The sequence below is a fragment of the Streptomyces platensis genome (assembly GCF_008704855.1).
In the GTDB taxonomy this organism is placed as follows: domain Bacteria; phylum Actinomycetota; class Actinomycetes; order Streptomycetales; family Streptomycetaceae; genus Streptomyces; species Streptomyces platensis.
Genome location: NZ_CP023691.1, coordinates 20,153 through 37,231, shown reverse-complemented (window position 1 = coordinate 37,231; position 17,079 = coordinate 20,153). Strand labels below are relative to the sequence as shown.

Below are 17,079 nucleotides of genomic sequence, written 5' to 3'. Positions count from 1 at the left end.
CATTGCGTCAACGCCGCCTTGTGCACCATCGCAAGCGGGCACGAAGTCGGCCCGAGAATCGGAGAAGGGGTGGCGGTCGTCTCCAACGCGGCGTCGGCGGCCTCCCCGTGGACGGGAATCGAGACGGACAGCGGAGCGCGTGTCACCCCTGGGCGGGAGACGACCACCAGCAGACAGGCCTGCGCGGCGGGCAGGCCAGGCCACAGCGGCGCCGCGAGGTCCACCGTGGCGGCCTGTTCCAGTTGCCCGCCACGCAACGGCGCGGAGGTGAAAGCGACCCAGCTTCGCCCAGCTGCCGCAGCACGCCACCCGCGGCCCTCGAAGGCGGTCTGCTCCAGTAGCTCGGCCTCAACCAGACTGACCCCCAGCTGCACAGTCTGCAATTGGTGCGCACGACTGCCGGCTGCCTCGGCGTCGGCCGGCCCCAGCGACGCATTGAGGTGTACGCCCGGTCCCAGACCGGTCCCCGGTAGCCGCCGGCCCCAGCGGCCGGCGCGCATGCCGTGGCCGGGCCGCCGTCCGTACGCGGCCGGTGGCGGCACCGTCGCCAGCAAGCCTCCGGGCGTCATCGTCACGCTGACCGAACGAATCCGAGTCCGCGACCCCTGCACACCGCTCGGGTGCTCTCAGGTGTGAAACCCGGGCGGGCGGCAGGTTGCGCCATACGACGCCACCGCCCTCCCCGTCGCCGTACCGGGCGGAGAACTCCGCCAGTACGGCCGCCACCGCGCGGTGCCGGGCGGCCTCGGCGCGGTCGACGAACAGGCGCCGTAGGGACAGCGTGCCGAGGTAGCCGAAGAACGTCAGATGTCCGCCGGGGACCAGGGCGGCCACATACCGCTCCAGCAGGGAACGCACCATGTCGGGGGCGAAATTCATGAAAGGAAGGCAGGAGACGATCATGTCGTAGCTGTTCTCGGGCAGCGGCGTGCGGCAGATCGACTCCGGCACGATCCGGATCCGCTCGGACGCGGCGGCCAGCGCCCGGTCCGTCCGCAGGGCCTCGGACAGCAGTCGTACGAACCGGGGGTTGATCTCGACGGCGTCCAGCCGGTCGCCCGGCCCGATGCGCTCGGCCAGTGCGCGGGTGACCGTACCGGTCCCCGTGCCGACCTCCAGGACGCGCAGCGGGCTGCGGCCGCCGGGGGCGGGCAGCGGCGCGGCCAACCGCCGGTCCAGCCAGGAGCCACTCGGCGCGACCGCGCCGGTGGTGCGCATCGAGCGGGCGGCCTCCCGTAGGAACGCGCTGGCGTCGCTTCGCTGTCGAGGGAGGGCCGGGGCGGTGATCGCGGGCACGGGGGCGACGGTATCCGGTGTCTGGTTCACGTGCACCACGCTAGGCAGCGGCCGAAGGTGACCCATCGGCCATTCCGCCGCGGCCACCCCGTACGAAAGTAGGGGGCGACGAACGCCAACTGGACGAGGTGACAAGGACGTTGCGTACCTATGCTGACCCGGTGAACAAGGCAGCGGGCCGCGCCTGGCCGTGGTGGGCCGAGACGCTGATGATCTGCGTCGTCGGTGCGGGAACGGTCCCACAGGCATACTTAGGGGCGGGCGGCACGCTGCTCAGCCCCGGCGTCGCGCTGGCCGTGGCGCTGACCCTCTCGGTCCTGCTGCGGCACCGCCGGCCCGTCTTCGCCGTGGCGAGCACCATGGCCGGCGCGGTGCTACTGGGATCGTTCTTCCCCCTGCTGGTCGTCTTCTTCCAACGCGCCTTCCGAGGCAGGTTCGTCTTCGAGGGCCTGTGCGTGGTGGCCGCGATGATCGGCAGCTCGCTGGCACACCCGGGAAGCAGCCTGTGGCTGACCCGCAAATACGGACCACTGATGGTACTGCTGCTCGCGGTGGTCATCGGACTGTGGACCGGCAACCGCCGCCGGCACGTCGCCTCACTCGCCGAACAGGTCAACCGTCTGCACGTGGAGCGCGAACTCCGCGCCGAACAGGCCCGGTTGGAAGAACGCACCCGGATCGCCGCCGAAATGCACGATGTGCTCGCCCACCGGCTCACGGTCATCGCCCTGCACACCGGCGCCCTCAAGCAACGGGCCGCCGACCTCCCCGAGTCGGTGGCCCACCGGATCGGCCTGCTGCGCACCGCGTCCACCGACGCGCTCGGAGACCTGCGGGACGTACTGGGTGTCCTGCGCGACCATGACACTGGCCAGACGCCGGCCTCACGGACCCCCGGCCTGCCGGAACTCTCCACGGTGATCGACGAGGCGCGGGCGGCCGGACAGCAGATCGAAGCGGTCATCGAGGGCGACCCCGACTCCGTACCGGCCAGCCATCGGCTCGCCATCCACCGACTTGCGCAAGAAGCCCTGACCAACGCCCGCAAGCACGCCGTCGGAGCGACCGCACAACTTGAGGCACACTACGGTCCGCCACAGTCCATGGTGGTGATCAGCAACCCGGCCGGCGACTCGTCCGAGGCCGCGACCGAGGGCTCTGGCTACGGCCTGATCGGACTGGCTGAGCGGGTCGCCGCACTCAACGGCCATCTGGAGTACGGTCCTACAGGATCGGGAGGCTGGCGGGTGGCCGCCACCATCCCGCTCGATGACCAGCGCATCAAGGGGGCGTCGTGATCCGGACAATGATCGTCGACGACGACGGCCTGGTCCGCCTGGCACTCGCCGACATCCTTCAAGACGCCCCCAACATCACTGTTGCGGCACACGCCTCCGACGGCCGCGAAGCCATCCAACGGGCCACCGCACAGCGCTTGGACGTCGTACTGATGGACGTGCGGATGCCCCACATGGACGGCATAGAAGCCACCAGACAGCTGCTCGCGCTGCCCCACCCGCCCAAGGTCGTGATGCTCACGACCTTCGACCTCGACCAGTACGTCTACGACGGTCTGGCCGCCGGCGCGGTCGGCTTCCTGCTGAAGGACACCGACCCCGCACAGATCATCCAGGCCGTCGAGGTCGTCGCCGACGGACACGCGATGCTGCACCCTGTCGCTGCCCGACGGCTCATCGAGCACCATCACCACACGGCAGGCGGCGCCTCGGCCGCCGCCCGGGGCCGGGTCGAGCGCCTGACGCCGCGCGAGACCGATGTGCTCGGCCTGCTGGCCGGCGGTGCGTCCAACGCCGAGATCGCCACCGGTCTGGGCATGTGGGAGAGCACGGTCAAAGCGCACGTCAGCCGTATCCTGGCCGCCCTCGAGGTGGACAACCGGGTGCAGGCGGCACTGTGCGCCAAGGACGCCGGACTGACACGCTGAATGTGAAGAATGCCCCGCCAGTTGGTCCGGTCCGGCGGGGCTTTCAGGGCGTCAGATCATGAGCAGTAGCCGTGTGTGCGGTACCAGTTTGCGGTTCACGCTGGTGCTCTGCACAAAGATCGTGAAGTCGTCGTTGTGGTCGGGCTTGATACGGACTTCCGTGTCGGGCAGGCCCAGCAGCGCTCGGGCCTGCGGCCCCGTGTACACCCGGTCCGTTTTCTTCTCCAGCACGGCAATCTGCTTCCGCGCCTGGATTTTCTCCGACTTGCTCAGCTGATAGAACGCACAACCGGTCCGGTAAGTGTGCCCGCATTCGATGACCCAGTCCCGGATCACCGCGTCGCGAGCCACCGGAATCAGCTGGTACTTCGACGGATCCACCGGGGTAAGGCCGGCTGCCTTTATGGTGTCCTTGTTGACGGCCTCGGCACCCGTGGAGAACACCGCCCGCGATCCCCGGATTCCCTGGGCGCGGCCCATCATAAAGTTCTCAGTTGCCTGCTGGATGACCTGCCCGGCCTCCTCCAGACCTTGTGTGCTCGTGGCGTCCCAGATGGCGATGTTGTCCTTCGGGAACCCGCACTGCATGGCCTCGCGCTTGCCCATCTGGTCCGGTACGAGGACGGCCAGCGTCCAGTTGTCCTCCTGCGTCGCGATCATCTTGGCTACGGCCTGCACCAGTTCACGCGGATCCCTGGCAGGGGCATCCAGGCAGCGATGGCTTGCATTCTCCTGCCCATCAGTCAGAACAAACGTCAGGAAGCTGTGGTCACCGTAAAGTTGAGCAGTCTGCGCCAGCTCCCGCTGCGACTTCAGTGTGGCCGCCAGCAGAGCCGTCATTCCACCGACCCGGTACAGCTGCTTCAGGGACGGCATCCGCAGCACGTCCTTGTCGTAGATGACGCATTCCACCTTGTCCGCGAAGACGTACACCGTCACGCGGGTTTCCTGGTCCAGTTCCTTCGACCGGCGGGCCAGATAGGAGATCTGCTGGTCGGCGACTTCAACGACCTTGCGGCTCAGATGGGACATGGACGAACTGGCATCCAACACAAGAGCAACGTGATTGATGTAGTTCTGGTTTCCGGACATGACGCTCCCCGTCTTTCGATCTTTCCGACTCGATGCTCCTACCTTCTCACCCACCACTGACAATGGATCTTGAAGACGAGGTGGGATGCATGCAGGAAGGCCTGCCGGTGCGTCAGCTGACCCAGATGCTCTCGTGGGAGTGCTGGCGTGCCAGGGTGCCGGCCCGCGTCTCAGGCTGGCCTTGGCCAGGACGTCACGGCGACCTGGCACCCGAAGTCGCGGGCACGTACGCCCGCACGTTGAACGGGTCGCTTCAGGCTCACCGCGGTGGACCACGAGCGGAAGTCGTAGGTTCTCCTTGCGGCATCCACGCCTGGTCGGCCAGCTTCCGCCACGCGATGGGCGACGGTGCGGCGCGACGGCCAGGCTGCCTCTTCTCCAGGTTCCTGGGCGCCTCGGCGCCTGACATCCACGCCCACGGAGGGCAGTGCGCTGCCTGTCGCCGTCCCAGAGTTCTTGCGAGCGCATGCCACAGGGCTGTCGTCGCCCTCAACGTCCTCACCGCACGGAACTTGAAGAGCCCAGCCATCAATGCGGAACGTGTCGGTCAGCGAGCGCGTGGGGCCTGCTGGAGTCGTGATTGAGCTCGGCTACGCGTGGCACTTCGACCGTGGCCCCGATGTGCGGGAACTGAACCTACAGGGTGGCCGCAGCGCGGGTCGTTGCCCACGAGAAGTCGCCCGGGCAGCCGTCGCACCAGACTCGGTCGAACAGCCGCGTCGCGCGTCCTGTCGGCACTTCCATGCAGAAAGAGAGCAGCTCGGGGTCGTGTCCCAGCGAGGTGGCGGCGTCGACGTGCCGTCGCGATCGACTTCGCCGGTGGCGTATCAGAGGAGGCCTGGACGCGGAGCTTCCGTGAGCGGCGACAGCGGCCGAGCCGCGCTGGTGAAGAGCGAGAGCGGGCCTGCTCACGGCCGACAGTCCACTCACCCTGCGATCCGTGCCTGTCCAGCTGCTGCCAAGTCCCGCTATTGGTTGAGGCACCAGAGTCCCGCCGGACGGAGGTATCGCTGTGCTCGTCCGACTGGTGGGCGGCCCGCTCGGTCGCCGTAAGCTGTCTACTGATCGGTCCTGTGGGCCGGGCCTGGCTCACCGCCGGTGATGCTGACTGGGGTGTATGTCCCCGCGCACGCGAGCTCGTGACCGGCATCTCCTGGCAAAGGCTTGGCCCACCGCGCCGCTGGTAGACGCTGACGGCTACGCGTTCCGCACGGCCCCGCCCATTGTCCGGCAGATGTCCGGCAGACACACCAGACCCCGGGCTTACGACGGCCCGGGGCCCGCGTGCACTGGCGTGTCCGGCCGGCTCCACCACGGGCCGGACCGGGCAGCGTCAGCCCTTCATGGCCGCCCAGAACTCCTCGAAGGACATCTGGCGATCGCCGTTGGTGTCGAGCGCGTCGATCAGCTCCTGGGCTTGCGATTCGCTGATCTCCGAGCCCTCCAACTCCGCCACGACCTTCCGGTATTCGGCCGCGGTGACCAGGCCGTCCCCGTCGATGTCGTAGCGCTCAAAGACCTTGCGCGCCGCCGTCTCCATGATGTCTGCCATGTGCTCCACCCTTGTGCGATCTTCGTTGACGGGCCCAGATTATCGTTCGCTCCAAGCAACACGGGCGCTGCCCAACCTTCCTACAGTCGAGCGCCAAGCCCGTACCAAGGCGCATGACCCCACCCGACCGCGGACACTTCAGTGACACCCTGGGGCGAAGCCTCCGTCCGATCAAGCACAGGCCGAAGGGAACGGCGATCCGCCGGAGACCGGCAGCCCTGCCCCGCCGGCTTCGTGCGCCGAACACCGTAGGTTCGAACGCGCGTCAATGAAGAAGTGAACGCATCCGCTGGGCGATCTGCGCAGAGACGGCTTGAAGCTGTACAACCCCCCAGCATGCTGATGGGCACCAGCGGCCAGGCCGCCGCCGCCCTGATTACGCCAGGGTGTGGCGGCGGGTGGTGAGGGTGATCATCGCGACGTAGGGAGGCTACCTGCACGTGCGCCACTGACTGGGGGCAGCCAATGTCCGGTGAAGCTGACCGCCGACCGCGGCGAACCAGAGCTCGGTGCACGCTCGCGAACGACCGCAAAGGCTCGACGGTGAACTTCGCACCGGTGCCGTAGCGAGTGCCTGAAAACCAGGTCTTCTTCTTCGGCGACCCGCGCGAGGGCGCGGTGGCCGGCGCCTTCGACATCCTCTGGCTGGACTGGAAGGAGGCACTCGCCAGCCCGACATCCGCTGCTGAGCCTGGAGCATCCTGCGCGCCGCCGTTATGTCCAAGACACCGCACCTAGGATCGCCCGTCTTCTTGTCTGGGGAGCGCCGTAGTGGGCGGCGTTGAGGATGCCGGTCCACACCGAGAACCCCCGGCCCGCAGGACGGCGGCGTAGTGGCGCCACAGCGGCAGCATCACTTGCTCTCCAGCAGCGCCAGCGGTTCCGCAAGAACACCGTGCTGATCGTTGACAGCACCCTGGTCCCCGCTCGCGACCACACCATCGCCGAGCAGTCGAAGAACTATCGGTACTCCACCAACCACCAGGTCGTTTCTTCATGGCCGCCGCCGGGGTCACCCGTCCAACCACCCGTCAGGCTGGAAACGGCTCACCGGCTGCCGGAGATACCTGCCTGGCCGACACCACACGGCACACATCTGCTTCTTCAGCGCCATACACGTACTTCTTGATGGCGGAAACACCATGTGACGACGACTTCCGGGTGTCCTTGCGATCGGCGTGCCGCTGATGACGGCAGCGGTGTAATCTGCCGACCGCGTCCGCACGGCCGCACCGCTGCCCCGCCTCCGACTTCCGCGGTGTGTCCCCGACCCGCCACTGAACGAACCCCCGGCAGTAGACAAAGGGAAGTATAGGGCTGTGCATTCCATCAGTGTTCCAGCAGCGGCGCCCATTGCTCCGGGCCGCTTTCCATTACTCGGACACCTGCCTCAGCTTGCTGTCAAGCGAGCAGGATTCCTGCAGTCGATCAAGACTCGGGGTGACATCATCAAGATATTTCTCGGGACTCGGCCGATGTTTGTTCTGAACTCGCCGGAGGCGGTCCACGACGTTCTCGTGACGCAGAGCAGAAAGTTCAGCAAAGGGTTGCTGTTCGACATCGCGAGGCCATTTATCGGGAATGGCATAATCACGTCCGAACGAGAGTTTCACAGGCGCCAGCGTCGTGCGCTCCAGCCTGCTTTCCATCGTGACAGTATCGCCGGATATGTCGGTACGATGATTGATGTCGCTGAGGAGCAGGTGTCGACGTGGCGCCCGGGCGAGGTGATCGTCATGGATCAGGCGATGCGTCGGCTGATGACGGTCATGCTCGTAGCGACCTTGTTCAGCACCGAACGCCCGGACGGCGCCGAGGCTATGGCCGAGCTGGGGGATCGGGTCGCTGAGCACCTGACCACGGTGATGCGTGGGGTCTTCGTGGGCACTGTCCTGCCCGCGCCGATCGCTTCTTTGCCTGCGCTCGGTCACCGCCGGTATCTGTCCGCGGCCGCGGCCTTGCGCGACCTCGCGGACACAGCTGTCCGGCAGGCCCGGCAGGATCCCACCGGCCGCGGTGATCTGCTGTCGATCATGTTCACCGGCACAGCGGGGAATCCTCAGGGGATGAGTGACGTGGAAGCCCGCGATGAGTTGCTGTCCCTCCTCATGGCCGGCGCTGAAACCACGTCAACCACCTTGTCCTGGGCTCTTTATGAGCTCGGTCGACGACCGGAGATCACAGATCGAATCAAAGCCGAGTGCCGATCCCGACCTGTCGAGGTCATTCCCAGTGCAACGACCTTTCCCTTCACCGACCGGTTCCTCCGGGAGGTTCTTCGATTACATCAGCCCAACTGGCTTCTTATGCGGCGCGCTTTGGAACCGGTGCGTGTCTCCGGAATCGAGCTTCCACCCGGGGCCGAAATAATCTACAGCGCAGCGACGATGCATCGAGACCCGGCGTACTTCCCGGACCCCTTGCGATTCGACCCGGACCGATGGCTTGACCGTTCCCAAAAGGAACTTCCGCCGGGTGCCTACATCCCATTTGCAGTGGGCAACAGGAAGTGTATCGGGGACTTCTTCTCAATGACCGAAATGCTGGTCGTCCTCCGCTCGATCGTATCGCGGTGGCGACTGCACCCGCTTGAGAAGCATCGGGTCCGGCCAGTGGTCCAAGCGCAGATCCGGCCGAATTCGCTGCCCATGCTCGTCTCACCGTGGCCAACCCGGTGACCGGCCCCGCCCCGCGCCGAGCGTAAACGCTCACCGGAACTGATGCACTCCCGCGCCGCACCACCGGCACGCCCCTTCACCAAACCCCGGCTTTGCACAGGAGCGGGAGGGTTTCCCTCCCGCTCCTGTGCCGCCGCCCGGCGCCGTCGCTGCCCATAGAGAACCCGCCGCCCGGCCGCCGCCCACTGGCGAATACCGGCAACACCCCAGGGCGGCGTGGGTGAGCGACGCCGGCGAGGGCGAGACCTCTCGAAGGCGGAGGACGCACCCCGCGACACCGCGACAACCACGGCCGCGAATTCCCCTATCCACCCACCCTGGAGGCGAGCCACATCATGAAAAGAACAGTAGAGCTCTTGACCGACGACTACTACGAGGGCCTGACGCCTATGTCCTTTCCCAGCCGCATCAGTCCAGACTTCCAAGCCGCTCATGATCGTCACCTTGCCTGGCCGAAATCATTCGGCTTTCTGTCATCGGAACCGGAGGAGGCCCATCATCTCAAGGGTCAGTTCCCCTTGATCGCGGCCATGTTCTATCCGAACGCGACCGGAAGCGAATTGGACCTCGGAGTCGATCAGCAAAGCTGGTACTTCCTGTTCGACGACGCGCTCGACGAACAGTGGGGCCAGTCAGCCGAACGGGTCCGCAACCTCGTCGGACTCGTCAAAGAGGGCACTACCGGTGTGGCGTGCCCGCTGCCCCTGGCCAGTGCTTTTGCCGACATGCGGCGACGCAGCTGCCAGGAGATGCCTCAGGACTGGATACGACGATCCAGCGCTCACTGGTCCTCCTACCTCGACCACCACGTCGAGGAGGCGCGCAGCAAGCAGGCCGACAGCCCTATGTCGTTGAGCACGTACTTACGCGTCAGGCGACACACCATCGGGGTGGCACCGGTCATCGACCTCGCCGAACGCCTTTCCTCGTGCGTTCTCCCGGATCACTTGTACGAGCTGCCCCACCTGTCGGTCATGCGTGAGATGATAAAGATGTTCATCATCTGCGACAACGACATTGTCTCTCTGGGCAAAGACGCCGCACTGGGCGAGAAAAACAATCTCGTGCTGTGCCTGGAACGAGAACACGGGCTCTCCCGGCTGGAAGCGATCGAAAAGGCCCTCCATCAACAAAAGGGGGCCCTGCAACTGTTCACGACCACCCGCCACGCCCTCCTTAGCGCAACGGGTGTAAGCCAGCTCGATCCGACCGAACGTGACCTGCTGGAGCGCTACTGCACAGAAGCGTTACAGCCGACCATCCGCGGTGCCTACGACTGGCATCACACCTCCACGCGATATCGCATGTAGACCAGTGCGCCTCTCGCGCAGCAGCGGTCCGTCCAGGTGCAGAGAGCAGCCCGAAAGCCTGTCGGGAGGACCGTAACAGAAAGCGCGCCTCCACAGAAAAACCAACTGCGGTAGCAGTGCTTCTACTTGAGGCCTGGCCAGCAATGCTCGGGATCGAAAGAGCTGAGGAGAATACGCCATGCCCGTTCGCCGCCCAGCGTCCTTCGTGACGTCCGAACGAGATCAAGACTGTCCATTCGACCCGTCACGGACTCTCGTTCGCATGCGCGAAGAGGATGGTCTGCCGCGTCTGCGTGTATTTCACCCTGTGCGCGGTGAAATCGAAGCCATCGTTGTCACGAGATACGGTGATGTCCGGGCTGCCTTCGCGGAAGATCTCCTAGTGACCGGAAACGGCATCGATACAACGATGCCGCGGACCTTGTTCAACCAACCAGGTTTTCTACCCGCCTACAGCGGTGCAGAACATCAACGCCTCCGCCGCATGCTTACCGGCTGCTTCACCGTGCGCCAGGTTGAGCAGCTGCGACCGGCGATCGAAGAAATGGTCTCGGCTCACCTCGACGCCATGGTGGCGCACGGGCCCGTGGTCGACCTGGTCGAGGCCTTCGCCCTCCCCATCCCCTCACTGGCGATCTGCGAACTGCTTGAAGTGCCGTATGAGACACGATCCATGTTTCAGCGCTGCTCTCAGGTGATCATGGACGGGACGGCCTGCGCCGACCAGTTGGTGGCCGCATCGGCCGAGTTGAATGCAGCCATGCAAGAACTTGTCACCCGAAATCGTGCCGCGCCCGGGGACGGAGTGTTGGGAAGACTGGTGCGGCAACACGGTGAGGACCTCACGGATGCTGAACTCCTCGGATTCGGGACCACTCTTCTCGTGGGGGGACACGAGACCACAGCGACCATGCTCGCCCTGAGCGTATTGGCGTTGTTGCGGAACCCAAACCAATTGGCTGCTCTCCGAGACGACACCTCGGTCACGAACACAGCGGTCGAAGAACTTCTTCGGTATCTCGCCATTCCAGCGCCGCTTCTGAGGATGGCTGTGGAAGACGTCGAGATCTGCGGGAGCCGGATCGCGGCAGGTGAATACGTGCTGCTCAGCCCATTGACAGCGAACCGTGATCCCGACCTCGTGCCCGAATGGCCTGACACGCTGGATGTCCATCGCCGTCCGGTAGCACAGATGTCGTTCGGTTTCGGTGTCCACCAGTGCCTCGGACAACAGTTGGCAAGACTGGAGTTGAAGATCGCTCTGCCGGCGTTGCTCCGACGTTTTCCCACGCTCGAACTCGCCGTCCCCGATACGGATCTCCGGTTCAGGGAAGGCTCGACGGTATATGGCGTCGAAGCGCTTCCAGTGTCCTGGCGACCGGGCAACGCTGGAGGCCGAAAGTGAATATGGCAGAACTGTTCTCCCATTCGGAGACCCTCCACGCACACCGACGCGATGCAGGGAATCCTTATCCCGCTCCCCGCTCCCCGCTCGCGTCCTACGTGCTCGACCAGTTGCCCGCCGACCTGACCGCCGTCACACGCAGCCAGAGCACCTATGAGGAACTGGCGGCGAAGCAGTGCCGCATGCTGCGCACGCTCGGCGACGACACACCCCCCGCCGATGATGCCTCGGCTCGCCTGGTCCAGCTCGACCTGCTCTTCATGAGGGGGAACCTTCCGGAGGCCGGTCACCAGCCGGGCACCTACCGGTTGCGAATGCGCGCCCGAGGCCGGGACGCAGGCCACGACGTTCCGCTCGATACGGACGGCGAGCCACTCTACTTCCAGGCCGTACTCGTCGGCCCGGCCGACTACTACGACTACAAACTAGAAAAATAGAACTGAACACCCCATCACAAAGCCTGCTTCGCTTCACCCCCGTGTGTTGCCTGAAATTCGGCGCGCACTGGATAGCGCGGATTGGGCGGGCGGAACCCGCCCGCCCAACAAGCGACGCGACACGGACCACACGGCGCTTACAGGCTCTCGTAGTTGATGGGGTGTCGAGGCAGGGCATTGCAGTCCGGTGCGGTCGCCGGTGAGGTTCCAGCGGAGCTTGGTGCTTATCCCGTCTGAGAGGTAGGCGCAGCGGGCTTCAGGGGGCGGCGGGGTCCTGGCTGTCCTTGGACTGCCGCGCCTCCTGTCAGGGACAAGCGCTTTTCTCCGGCCGGTTGCAGCCGGGAAGTAGCTGGGGAGCCCTCCAGCGCTCACGTGACGAGCCTGGCGCAGGGGTACGGCATGAACGTCATAAGCGTCAACACAGCCCGCTGATCGAGGCAGGCCCGGCCCCCTGGGGCCGACACCCCCCGGCCATGGTGAGAACGCAGACTCAAGGCACTACGGACTTCACCAGGGTGCGCAGGGGTTCGGTGAGTTCGGGGTGGTCGCCGCGGGATGCGGACTGGAGGAGGTCTGCTGCGACGACGAGGAGTGCGGTGTGGCCGGCAGGGCTGTCCAGGATCGGAAATTCGGTACGGATGCGGGCGGCGGTGTGGGGCGCGAGGAGGGAGTAGGCATACAGCAGCGCGGGGTCGTAGCCGACCGGTGCCAGCCCGAACCCTTCGAAATCCAGCAGGGTGGGCCCGCTCGTGGTGAGGTTGGCGAAGTGGCAGTCGCCGTGCGCTGTAGCCCAGTCGATCTCGGCCGGGGCGGGGACGCCGGCGTGCTGGGGGAGTGCGCGGTCGATCCACTGCCGGCGTACCGCGATCCGTTCGGTGGGTGTGGCGGCGATGGTCTCCAGGTCGGTGTGCAGGGATTTCCACCACGTCTCCGGCAGCTCCAGCTCACTGGTCAGTACGGGTTCCGGCGCGCATGTGGGGGAGTCGATGAACGCGGTGAGCTCGGCGCGGTAGGCGATGCCGTCGCGCTCTGTGCCGTCGTGGATGCCGTACAGGGCCGGCTTGCACACCCCGGCGAAGGCGGCCGCCGCGTCCTTGGTGCCCTCCCACAGCTTCCCCTTTGCCTGCTCGGCCGGCGCGGAGATCAACCGCAACCAGCAGGCTCCATGGTCGGGATGGTGCGCCTTCTGGCCGAGGGTGCGGCCCTGGTAGCCCCACAGCCGCCGCCCCTCAACGTTGACGCCGAGTGCGGCGCTCGCCTCCTGCTGCGCGGCGAGTGCGCGGTGTTCGTCAGCCGGGGTGGTGGGGGGCGAGTACATCGCACACCTTCCGCAGGGTCCAGGGCGGGATAGCCGCCTGGTCGAGGGCGGCGCGAGCGGCCTCCCAGTGTGCCGGAGCCGACGCCGACAGCAGAACCTTCGTCACCCCCGGGCATGAGGCGACCGCCAGCAAACATGCCTGCGCGACGGACAGCCTCCGCCGCAACAGCGCCGCAAGATCGTCGGTCGCTGCCCGCACGAGTTCACCGCCGTGCAGGGGCGCAGAAGCGAACACCTGCCAGTCACGTTCTGCTGCCTCACCGATCGGCCCCCGGCCGTCGAGGGCCAGCTCGAGCGCGCCGGCCTCAACCAGGCTGACCGGCAGCTGCACAGCCCGCAGCTGGTGGTCAGGCGAGCCGGCGGCCTCGGCGGCCAATCGGTCCAGTTCTCGACGGTAATCAGCCCCTCGGTGAAGCCGGACCAGGTGGCGATCCCGTACGTGCTCAGGTGCCCGGCTGCTGCCGCTTCCTCCAGGACGGCAAAAGCCTCGCGCAGCACGATCGGCAGCACAACGGGATCGCCGGTGCGCTCAGGGTTGTGCAGGAAGACGGTGTCCAGACAGCCGCGGCCGAGAGCGGCACGATTGCGCTCCACCTGCCAGCGCACATACCCGGCCGCCAGACTGTGCCCACGCTCGGCATCCTCCGGAGGCAGAGCGCCGGCGGCAACAGCGGCGGCCGCACCAGGAGCGGGGAAGCCGACCTTCGTCGACACCCGCAGCCCTGGAAGGTCGGCGAGGACGGGAGCGAGCAGGCGGTGGGCACGGCCGGCCAGGTAGTTGGGGGCAGTATCCACCCACCCGGAACCGGGGGTGGCCGCCCGTCGGGCCGCGGCGGCCACCTCCCGCAGCCGGTACGTGCCCAGCGCCAACCACGCCATCACCACAGGTCTCCCCTTACGGTGGCAGCCTGAGCGTCCACCAGCGCCTGGACGACCGCAGCGGCGTCGGCGACCGTCAGCTCCGCAGCTGCCGCAAGGTCGGCCAGCGATACCCAGCCCCCGCTCAGCAGGCGTCGCAGCAGTGGTTCGACGGCTGGGTCGAAGTCCCACTCCTGGCCCGCCGCGGCGAAACGGACCACCACACCCTCGCCCTCGGCCGCAGACGTCAGGCGCGCCCGCCCCCGTCGTCAGCCGCACACGCACCTCCGGGTCGGCGGGCACGCCGTCGAGGTGGGGGAGAGAGGGGCGGAGCCGGCCGAGATCCTCAGCATCCCGGGTCGCGGCGAACCGCTTCAGGAGCCCGGGCTCCTCCAAGGCGGCCATCAGATGCTCGCGCAGCGACTCCACGTAGGCAGCCTGGGCGTCGGGACCTGCGTGGAGGGGCAGGTCGGCACGCACCTGCTCCGTGGTCCGGAGCATCTCGGAGAGCCAGCCGATCAGGTCGGCGCCTGTGTGCGGGGTCAACCCGCACGTCAGGTGAAGGGAGCGGACACCTTGGTCGGCGGCGACCGCGTGCCACCAGCCACGCGGCAGATACAACACATCTCCCGGCTCCAGAACCAGGTCGGCTACCGGTTGCTCGGGTGGGGGTTCGGGCTGGGCGGTGTCGCGGTGCATCGGCGCGATCCGGGTCGGCCCAAAGATCCGCCAGTGCTTGGACCCTTCGACCTGCACCACGATCACGTCGTGGTCGTCCCAATGAGTGCCGAAGCCCTCGCGGGCGCTCCAGGAGGCGTAGGCGTTGACCTGGACATGCGTGCGCAGCCAGCTCTCCAGGTGCTGGGCGAGGTCGGCGACCGGCTCGTGCAGTTCGTCGATCGCATCGATCACCAACGAGGCCCCCTCCGCCAGGCGCTGCTGCAGCTCGGCGGGGTGGGTGCGCTGCCAGATGGTGTGCCGGCGGGTGGTGACGGGCACGGCATAGCGGTCCTGGGGCAGCATCTCGCCGCCGGCGGACAGCCTCAGCCGCGGCACCTCCAGGCGATGGGTGGCGATCAGGTCGTTGAGTGTGTCGAAAGAGACGAGAGCGCCAGGGTCGGTCACGGCGCCGCGGACGTAGCGGTAGTCGCGGTGCAGCGACCGGGCCAGGAACTCCTCCTGGCCCAGCCGCTCCGCGATGAGCTGGAAAGTCATCGCTTCGGTCACCGTCGCCTGTCAGTCGTTGCCGTCCGAGCGGCCGGTTCCGCCGCCGTCGGAGGGCTTCGCGCCACGGGCGCGGGTGGCCTGGATCTGCCGACGGGCGCGGACCAGACCGCCACCCTCAGCGGTGGACATTTCGGTGTGCTGCGGCATCGTTGCCTCCACGAAGAGATCGTCCCGGCACTCCGGCCGGCGTGGAAACAGCGTCGCGCAACAACTGGCCCCAAATCATTGCCCGTTGGAAACGCAGGCATTGCGGGGTCACCCGCAATGTTCCCTCCCACAGGCCTACTGCCTCACGGGATCCAGCTCAGCTACCGTGAGGCAGGCTGACCGCTCCACAACGGGGGTGCGCCATAGCCACGATGACCCGCTCACGCCGCGCCACCATCGTCAAAGAGGCGGCGCAGATCCGCATGCACTGCCAACGCCAAGGCCGCAGCACCGAACGCACCGTCACCGCCATCCGCAACGCCTTGCCCGAAGTCACGGCCCTTGAGGCCTGGCGTCTGGCCTTGGGCTGGTCGAGAGCCGACACCGTCGCCCAGATCAGCGATCTCTACCGAGCCGACGGCCTCATTCCCCCGGGACCATCGCAGTCGATGCTCTGCCGTTGGGAACACGACCCCCATGAGTGGCCCGGCCAGGAGTACGCCGCCATGCTCTGCCGCGCCTACGGAGCGCGCCCGGTGCAGCTCGGCCTCAGCCGAGCCGGCGGCGACCCCTTCGATGGCCTCGGGTTAGGGGCCAAGATCCGATACGGTCATGCTGATGTCGAGGCGTGTGAGGCACCCGCACGGGAAAGGGTGGTGGCGATGACCACATCCGCCGGTCTACCGGCCGTCCGCGAATCCCTCCACCTCGCCCTGCTCGCCGACCCCGCAGGTAGCAGCGCCGTCGTCGAACTGGCCGAAGCCGCCGTCGAGCACTACGCCCTCAACTACAGCAAGCACCCACCCCACACCCTCTTCGCCGAAGTACGCACCGCACGCAACCTGCTGACCGGCACACTGATTACCCACAGCGTCGAAGAAGCTGTCGCCGCGGAAATGCGGCGCAGTATCGGCTGGCTCTGCGCACTGCTCGGGAACCTCGCCTTCCACCTCGACGACGCCTCCGGTGCCAGAGCACACCTGGCGACCGCCGGAACCTACGGCACCCGCACCGGAGACGTCCGGCTCACCGCGTGGGCCTGTGGCGCCCAGAGCATGGTGGCCCGCGCAGCCGGCCAATACGCTCGCGCCCTCACCCACGCCGAACAGGGCCTCGCCCACGCACCCGCTGGGCTCGCCCGCGCCCAGCTGCACGCCTGGGCACAACTGCCGGCGCTGGCCGGGCAAGGCCGCGCCGATGAAGCAGACGCTGCGCTCGCGGCCGCGACCAGGGAACTGGAAGCCGACGCGGTTGGCGCAGCACCAGGCCGGTTCGGCTTCGACGCCGCGGAATACGCACTGCACGTAGCCGAAGCCCACCTCGGCCTGGGCCGCCACGAGCAGGCCACTACTCGAGCCGAAGCCTCGGTGAACCATGCGGCTGTGGGGACACCGGGCTGGGCCGCCGGCACTTTGGTCCTCGCGCAGGCCGAGGCTGGCCTCCGGCCCGCCGACGCCGCGCAACGGGCACTTGACGTACTCGAACGGGTGCCGGCCGCCAAACTCCGCTCGACCTCCCGCACCCGGCTGGTCCGTCTGGATGCAGCTCTCGCACACACCCCGGCAGCCGGGGCCGAAGATCTGCACGAGCGTGTCCGGTCGTTGCCACCGATCATCGACGAGCATGAAGACGCAGCCAGCGCGTAGCTGCACCGAGCGGATTCAACTGCTGTTGACGCTCGCGTCGTGGTGAATGTCTGAGCGCCGGTTCAATGGCGGTTCATGCGGAGTGCGTCGCTTGCGCGGGGTGTGGTGACTGTTGCGCGAGGGCGGCCGCTGTCTGGGGCTTCGCGCGGCCGCGCTCGACCATGGCCC

The 17,079-nt window shown here is 67.0% G+C and carries 12 protein-coding genes and 4 pseudogenes; 8 read left to right on the top strand and 8 right to left on the bottom strand.

Features of this window, described 5'->3' with window-relative positions; genetic code table 11:
- Positions 1–348: 348 nt before the first annotated feature.
- Positions 349–1,326: a class I SAM-dependent methyltransferase gene (locus CP981_RS38315; RefSeq protein WP_244329455.1), complete on the bottom strand. Its 978-nt coding sequence runs from the start codon at positions 1,324–1,326 to the stop codon at positions 349–351.
- A gap of 131 nt (positions 1,327–1,457) precedes the next feature.
- On the opposite strand from CP981_RS38315, the gene CP981_RS00145 reads away from it, so the two are divergent.
- Both CP981_RS00145 and CP981_RS00140 read left to right on the top strand, forming a co-directional pair.
- Entirely contained in the window at positions 1,458–2,594 is a 1,137-nt protein-coding gene (locus CP981_RS00145) for a sensor histidine kinase (RefSeq protein ID WP_244329454.1), read from the top strand.
- Entirely contained in the window at positions 2,591–3,241 is a 651-nt protein-coding gene (locus CP981_RS00140) for a response regulator transcription factor (RefSeq protein WP_085924181.1), read from the top strand. The genes CP981_RS00145 and CP981_RS00140 overlap by 4 nt, the downstream gene beginning before the upstream one ends.
- Positions 3,242–3,292: 51 nt before the next feature.
- Here the strand turns inward: CP981_RS00140 and CP981_RS00135 are convergent, their stop codons facing one another.
- From CP981_RS00135 to CP981_RS38310, 3 genes and pseudogenes are all read right to left on the bottom strand, one after another.
- Positions 3,293–4,333: a vWA domain-containing protein gene (locus tag CP981_RS00135; protein WP_085924182.1), complete on the bottom strand. Its 1,041-nt coding sequence runs from the start codon at positions 4,331–4,333 to the stop codon at positions 3,293–3,295.
- Positions 4,334–5,666: 1,333 nt separating this feature from the next.
- A complete protein-coding gene (locus CP981_RS00130) occupies positions 5,667–5,885 on the bottom strand; it encodes an EF-hand domain-containing protein (protein ID WP_085924210.1) in 219 nt (72 codons plus the stop codon).
- Positions 5,886–6,620: 735 nt separating this feature from the next.
- Positions 6,621–6,739, bottom strand: a pseudogene (locus tag CP981_RS38310) (DNA cytosine methyltransferase); the annotation flags it as partial.
- 2 nt (positions 6,740–6,741) lie between these two features.
- On the opposite strand from CP981_RS38310, the pseudogene CP981_RS00120 reads away from it, so the two are divergent.
- From CP981_RS00120 to CP981_RS00100, 5 genes and pseudogenes are all read left to right on the top strand, one after another.
- Positions 6,742–6,876: pseudogene (locus CP981_RS00120) on the top strand (IS5/IS1182 family transposase); the annotation flags it as partial.
- 328 nt (positions 6,877–7,204) lie between these two features.
- The gene (locus CP981_RS00115) at positions 7,205–8,563 is read left to right on the top strand and encodes a cytochrome P450 (protein WP_158092639.1); all 1,359 of its coding nucleotides are present in this window, start codon (positions 7,205–7,207) and stop codon (positions 8,561–8,563) included.
- 356 nt (positions 8,564–8,919) lie between these two features.
- Entirely contained in the window at positions 8,920–9,873 is a 954-nt protein-coding gene (locus tag CP981_RS00110; RefSeq protein WP_085924184.1) for a terpene synthase family protein, read from the top strand.
- A gap of 262 nt (positions 9,874–10,135) precedes the next feature.
- Positions 10,136–11,278: a cytochrome P450 gene (locus tag CP981_RS00105; RefSeq protein ID WP_244329453.1), complete on the top strand. Its 1,143-nt coding sequence runs from the start codon at positions 10,136–10,138 to the stop codon at positions 11,276–11,278.
- Positions 11,279–11,280: 2 nt separating this feature from the next.
- Positions 11,281–11,715, top strand: coding sequence for a hypothetical protein (locus CP981_RS00100; protein ID WP_085924186.1), 435 nt, complete (start codon positions 11,281–11,283; stop codon positions 11,713–11,715).
- A 490-nt stretch (positions 11,716–12,205) separates the two neighbouring features.
- Here CP981_RS00100 and CP981_RS00095 read toward each other — a convergent pair whose 3' ends face one another.
- The 4 genes and pseudogenes from CP981_RS00095 to CP981_RS37495 all read right to left on the bottom strand — a co-directional run bounded on the left by CP981_RS00095 (position 12,206) and on the right by CP981_RS37495 (position 15,265).
- Positions 12,206–13,033 (bottom strand): phosphotransferase, encoded by an 828-nt coding sequence (locus tag CP981_RS00095; protein WP_150522302.1) that lies wholly within the window; start codon positions 13,031–13,033, stop codon positions 12,206–12,208.
- 102 nt (positions 13,034–13,135) lie between these two features.
- Positions 13,136–13,822, bottom strand: a pseudogene (locus CP981_RS39445) (aldo/keto reductase); the annotation flags it as partial.
- A gap of 89 nt (positions 13,823–13,911) precedes the next feature.
- Positions 13,912–15,106 (bottom strand): annotated as a pseudogene (locus CP981_RS39440) (cupin domain-containing protein).
- Between the two features lie 21 nt (positions 15,107–15,127).
- A complete protein-coding gene (locus CP981_RS37495) occupies positions 15,128–15,265 on the bottom strand; it encodes a hypothetical protein (RefSeq protein WP_158092710.1) in 138 nt (45 codons plus the stop codon).
- A gap of 212 nt (positions 15,266–15,477) precedes the next feature.
- Between CP981_RS37495 and CP981_RS00080 the strand changes: the two genes are divergently transcribed.
- Positions 15,478–16,911 carry an NsdA family TPR-like regulatory protein gene (locus tag CP981_RS00080; RefSeq protein WP_244329451.1) on the top strand — a complete coding sequence of 478 codons (1,434 nt, stop codon included), beginning with the start codon at positions 15,478–15,480 and terminating at the stop codon, positions 16,909–16,911.
- Positions 16,912–17,079 lie beyond the last annotated feature (168 nt).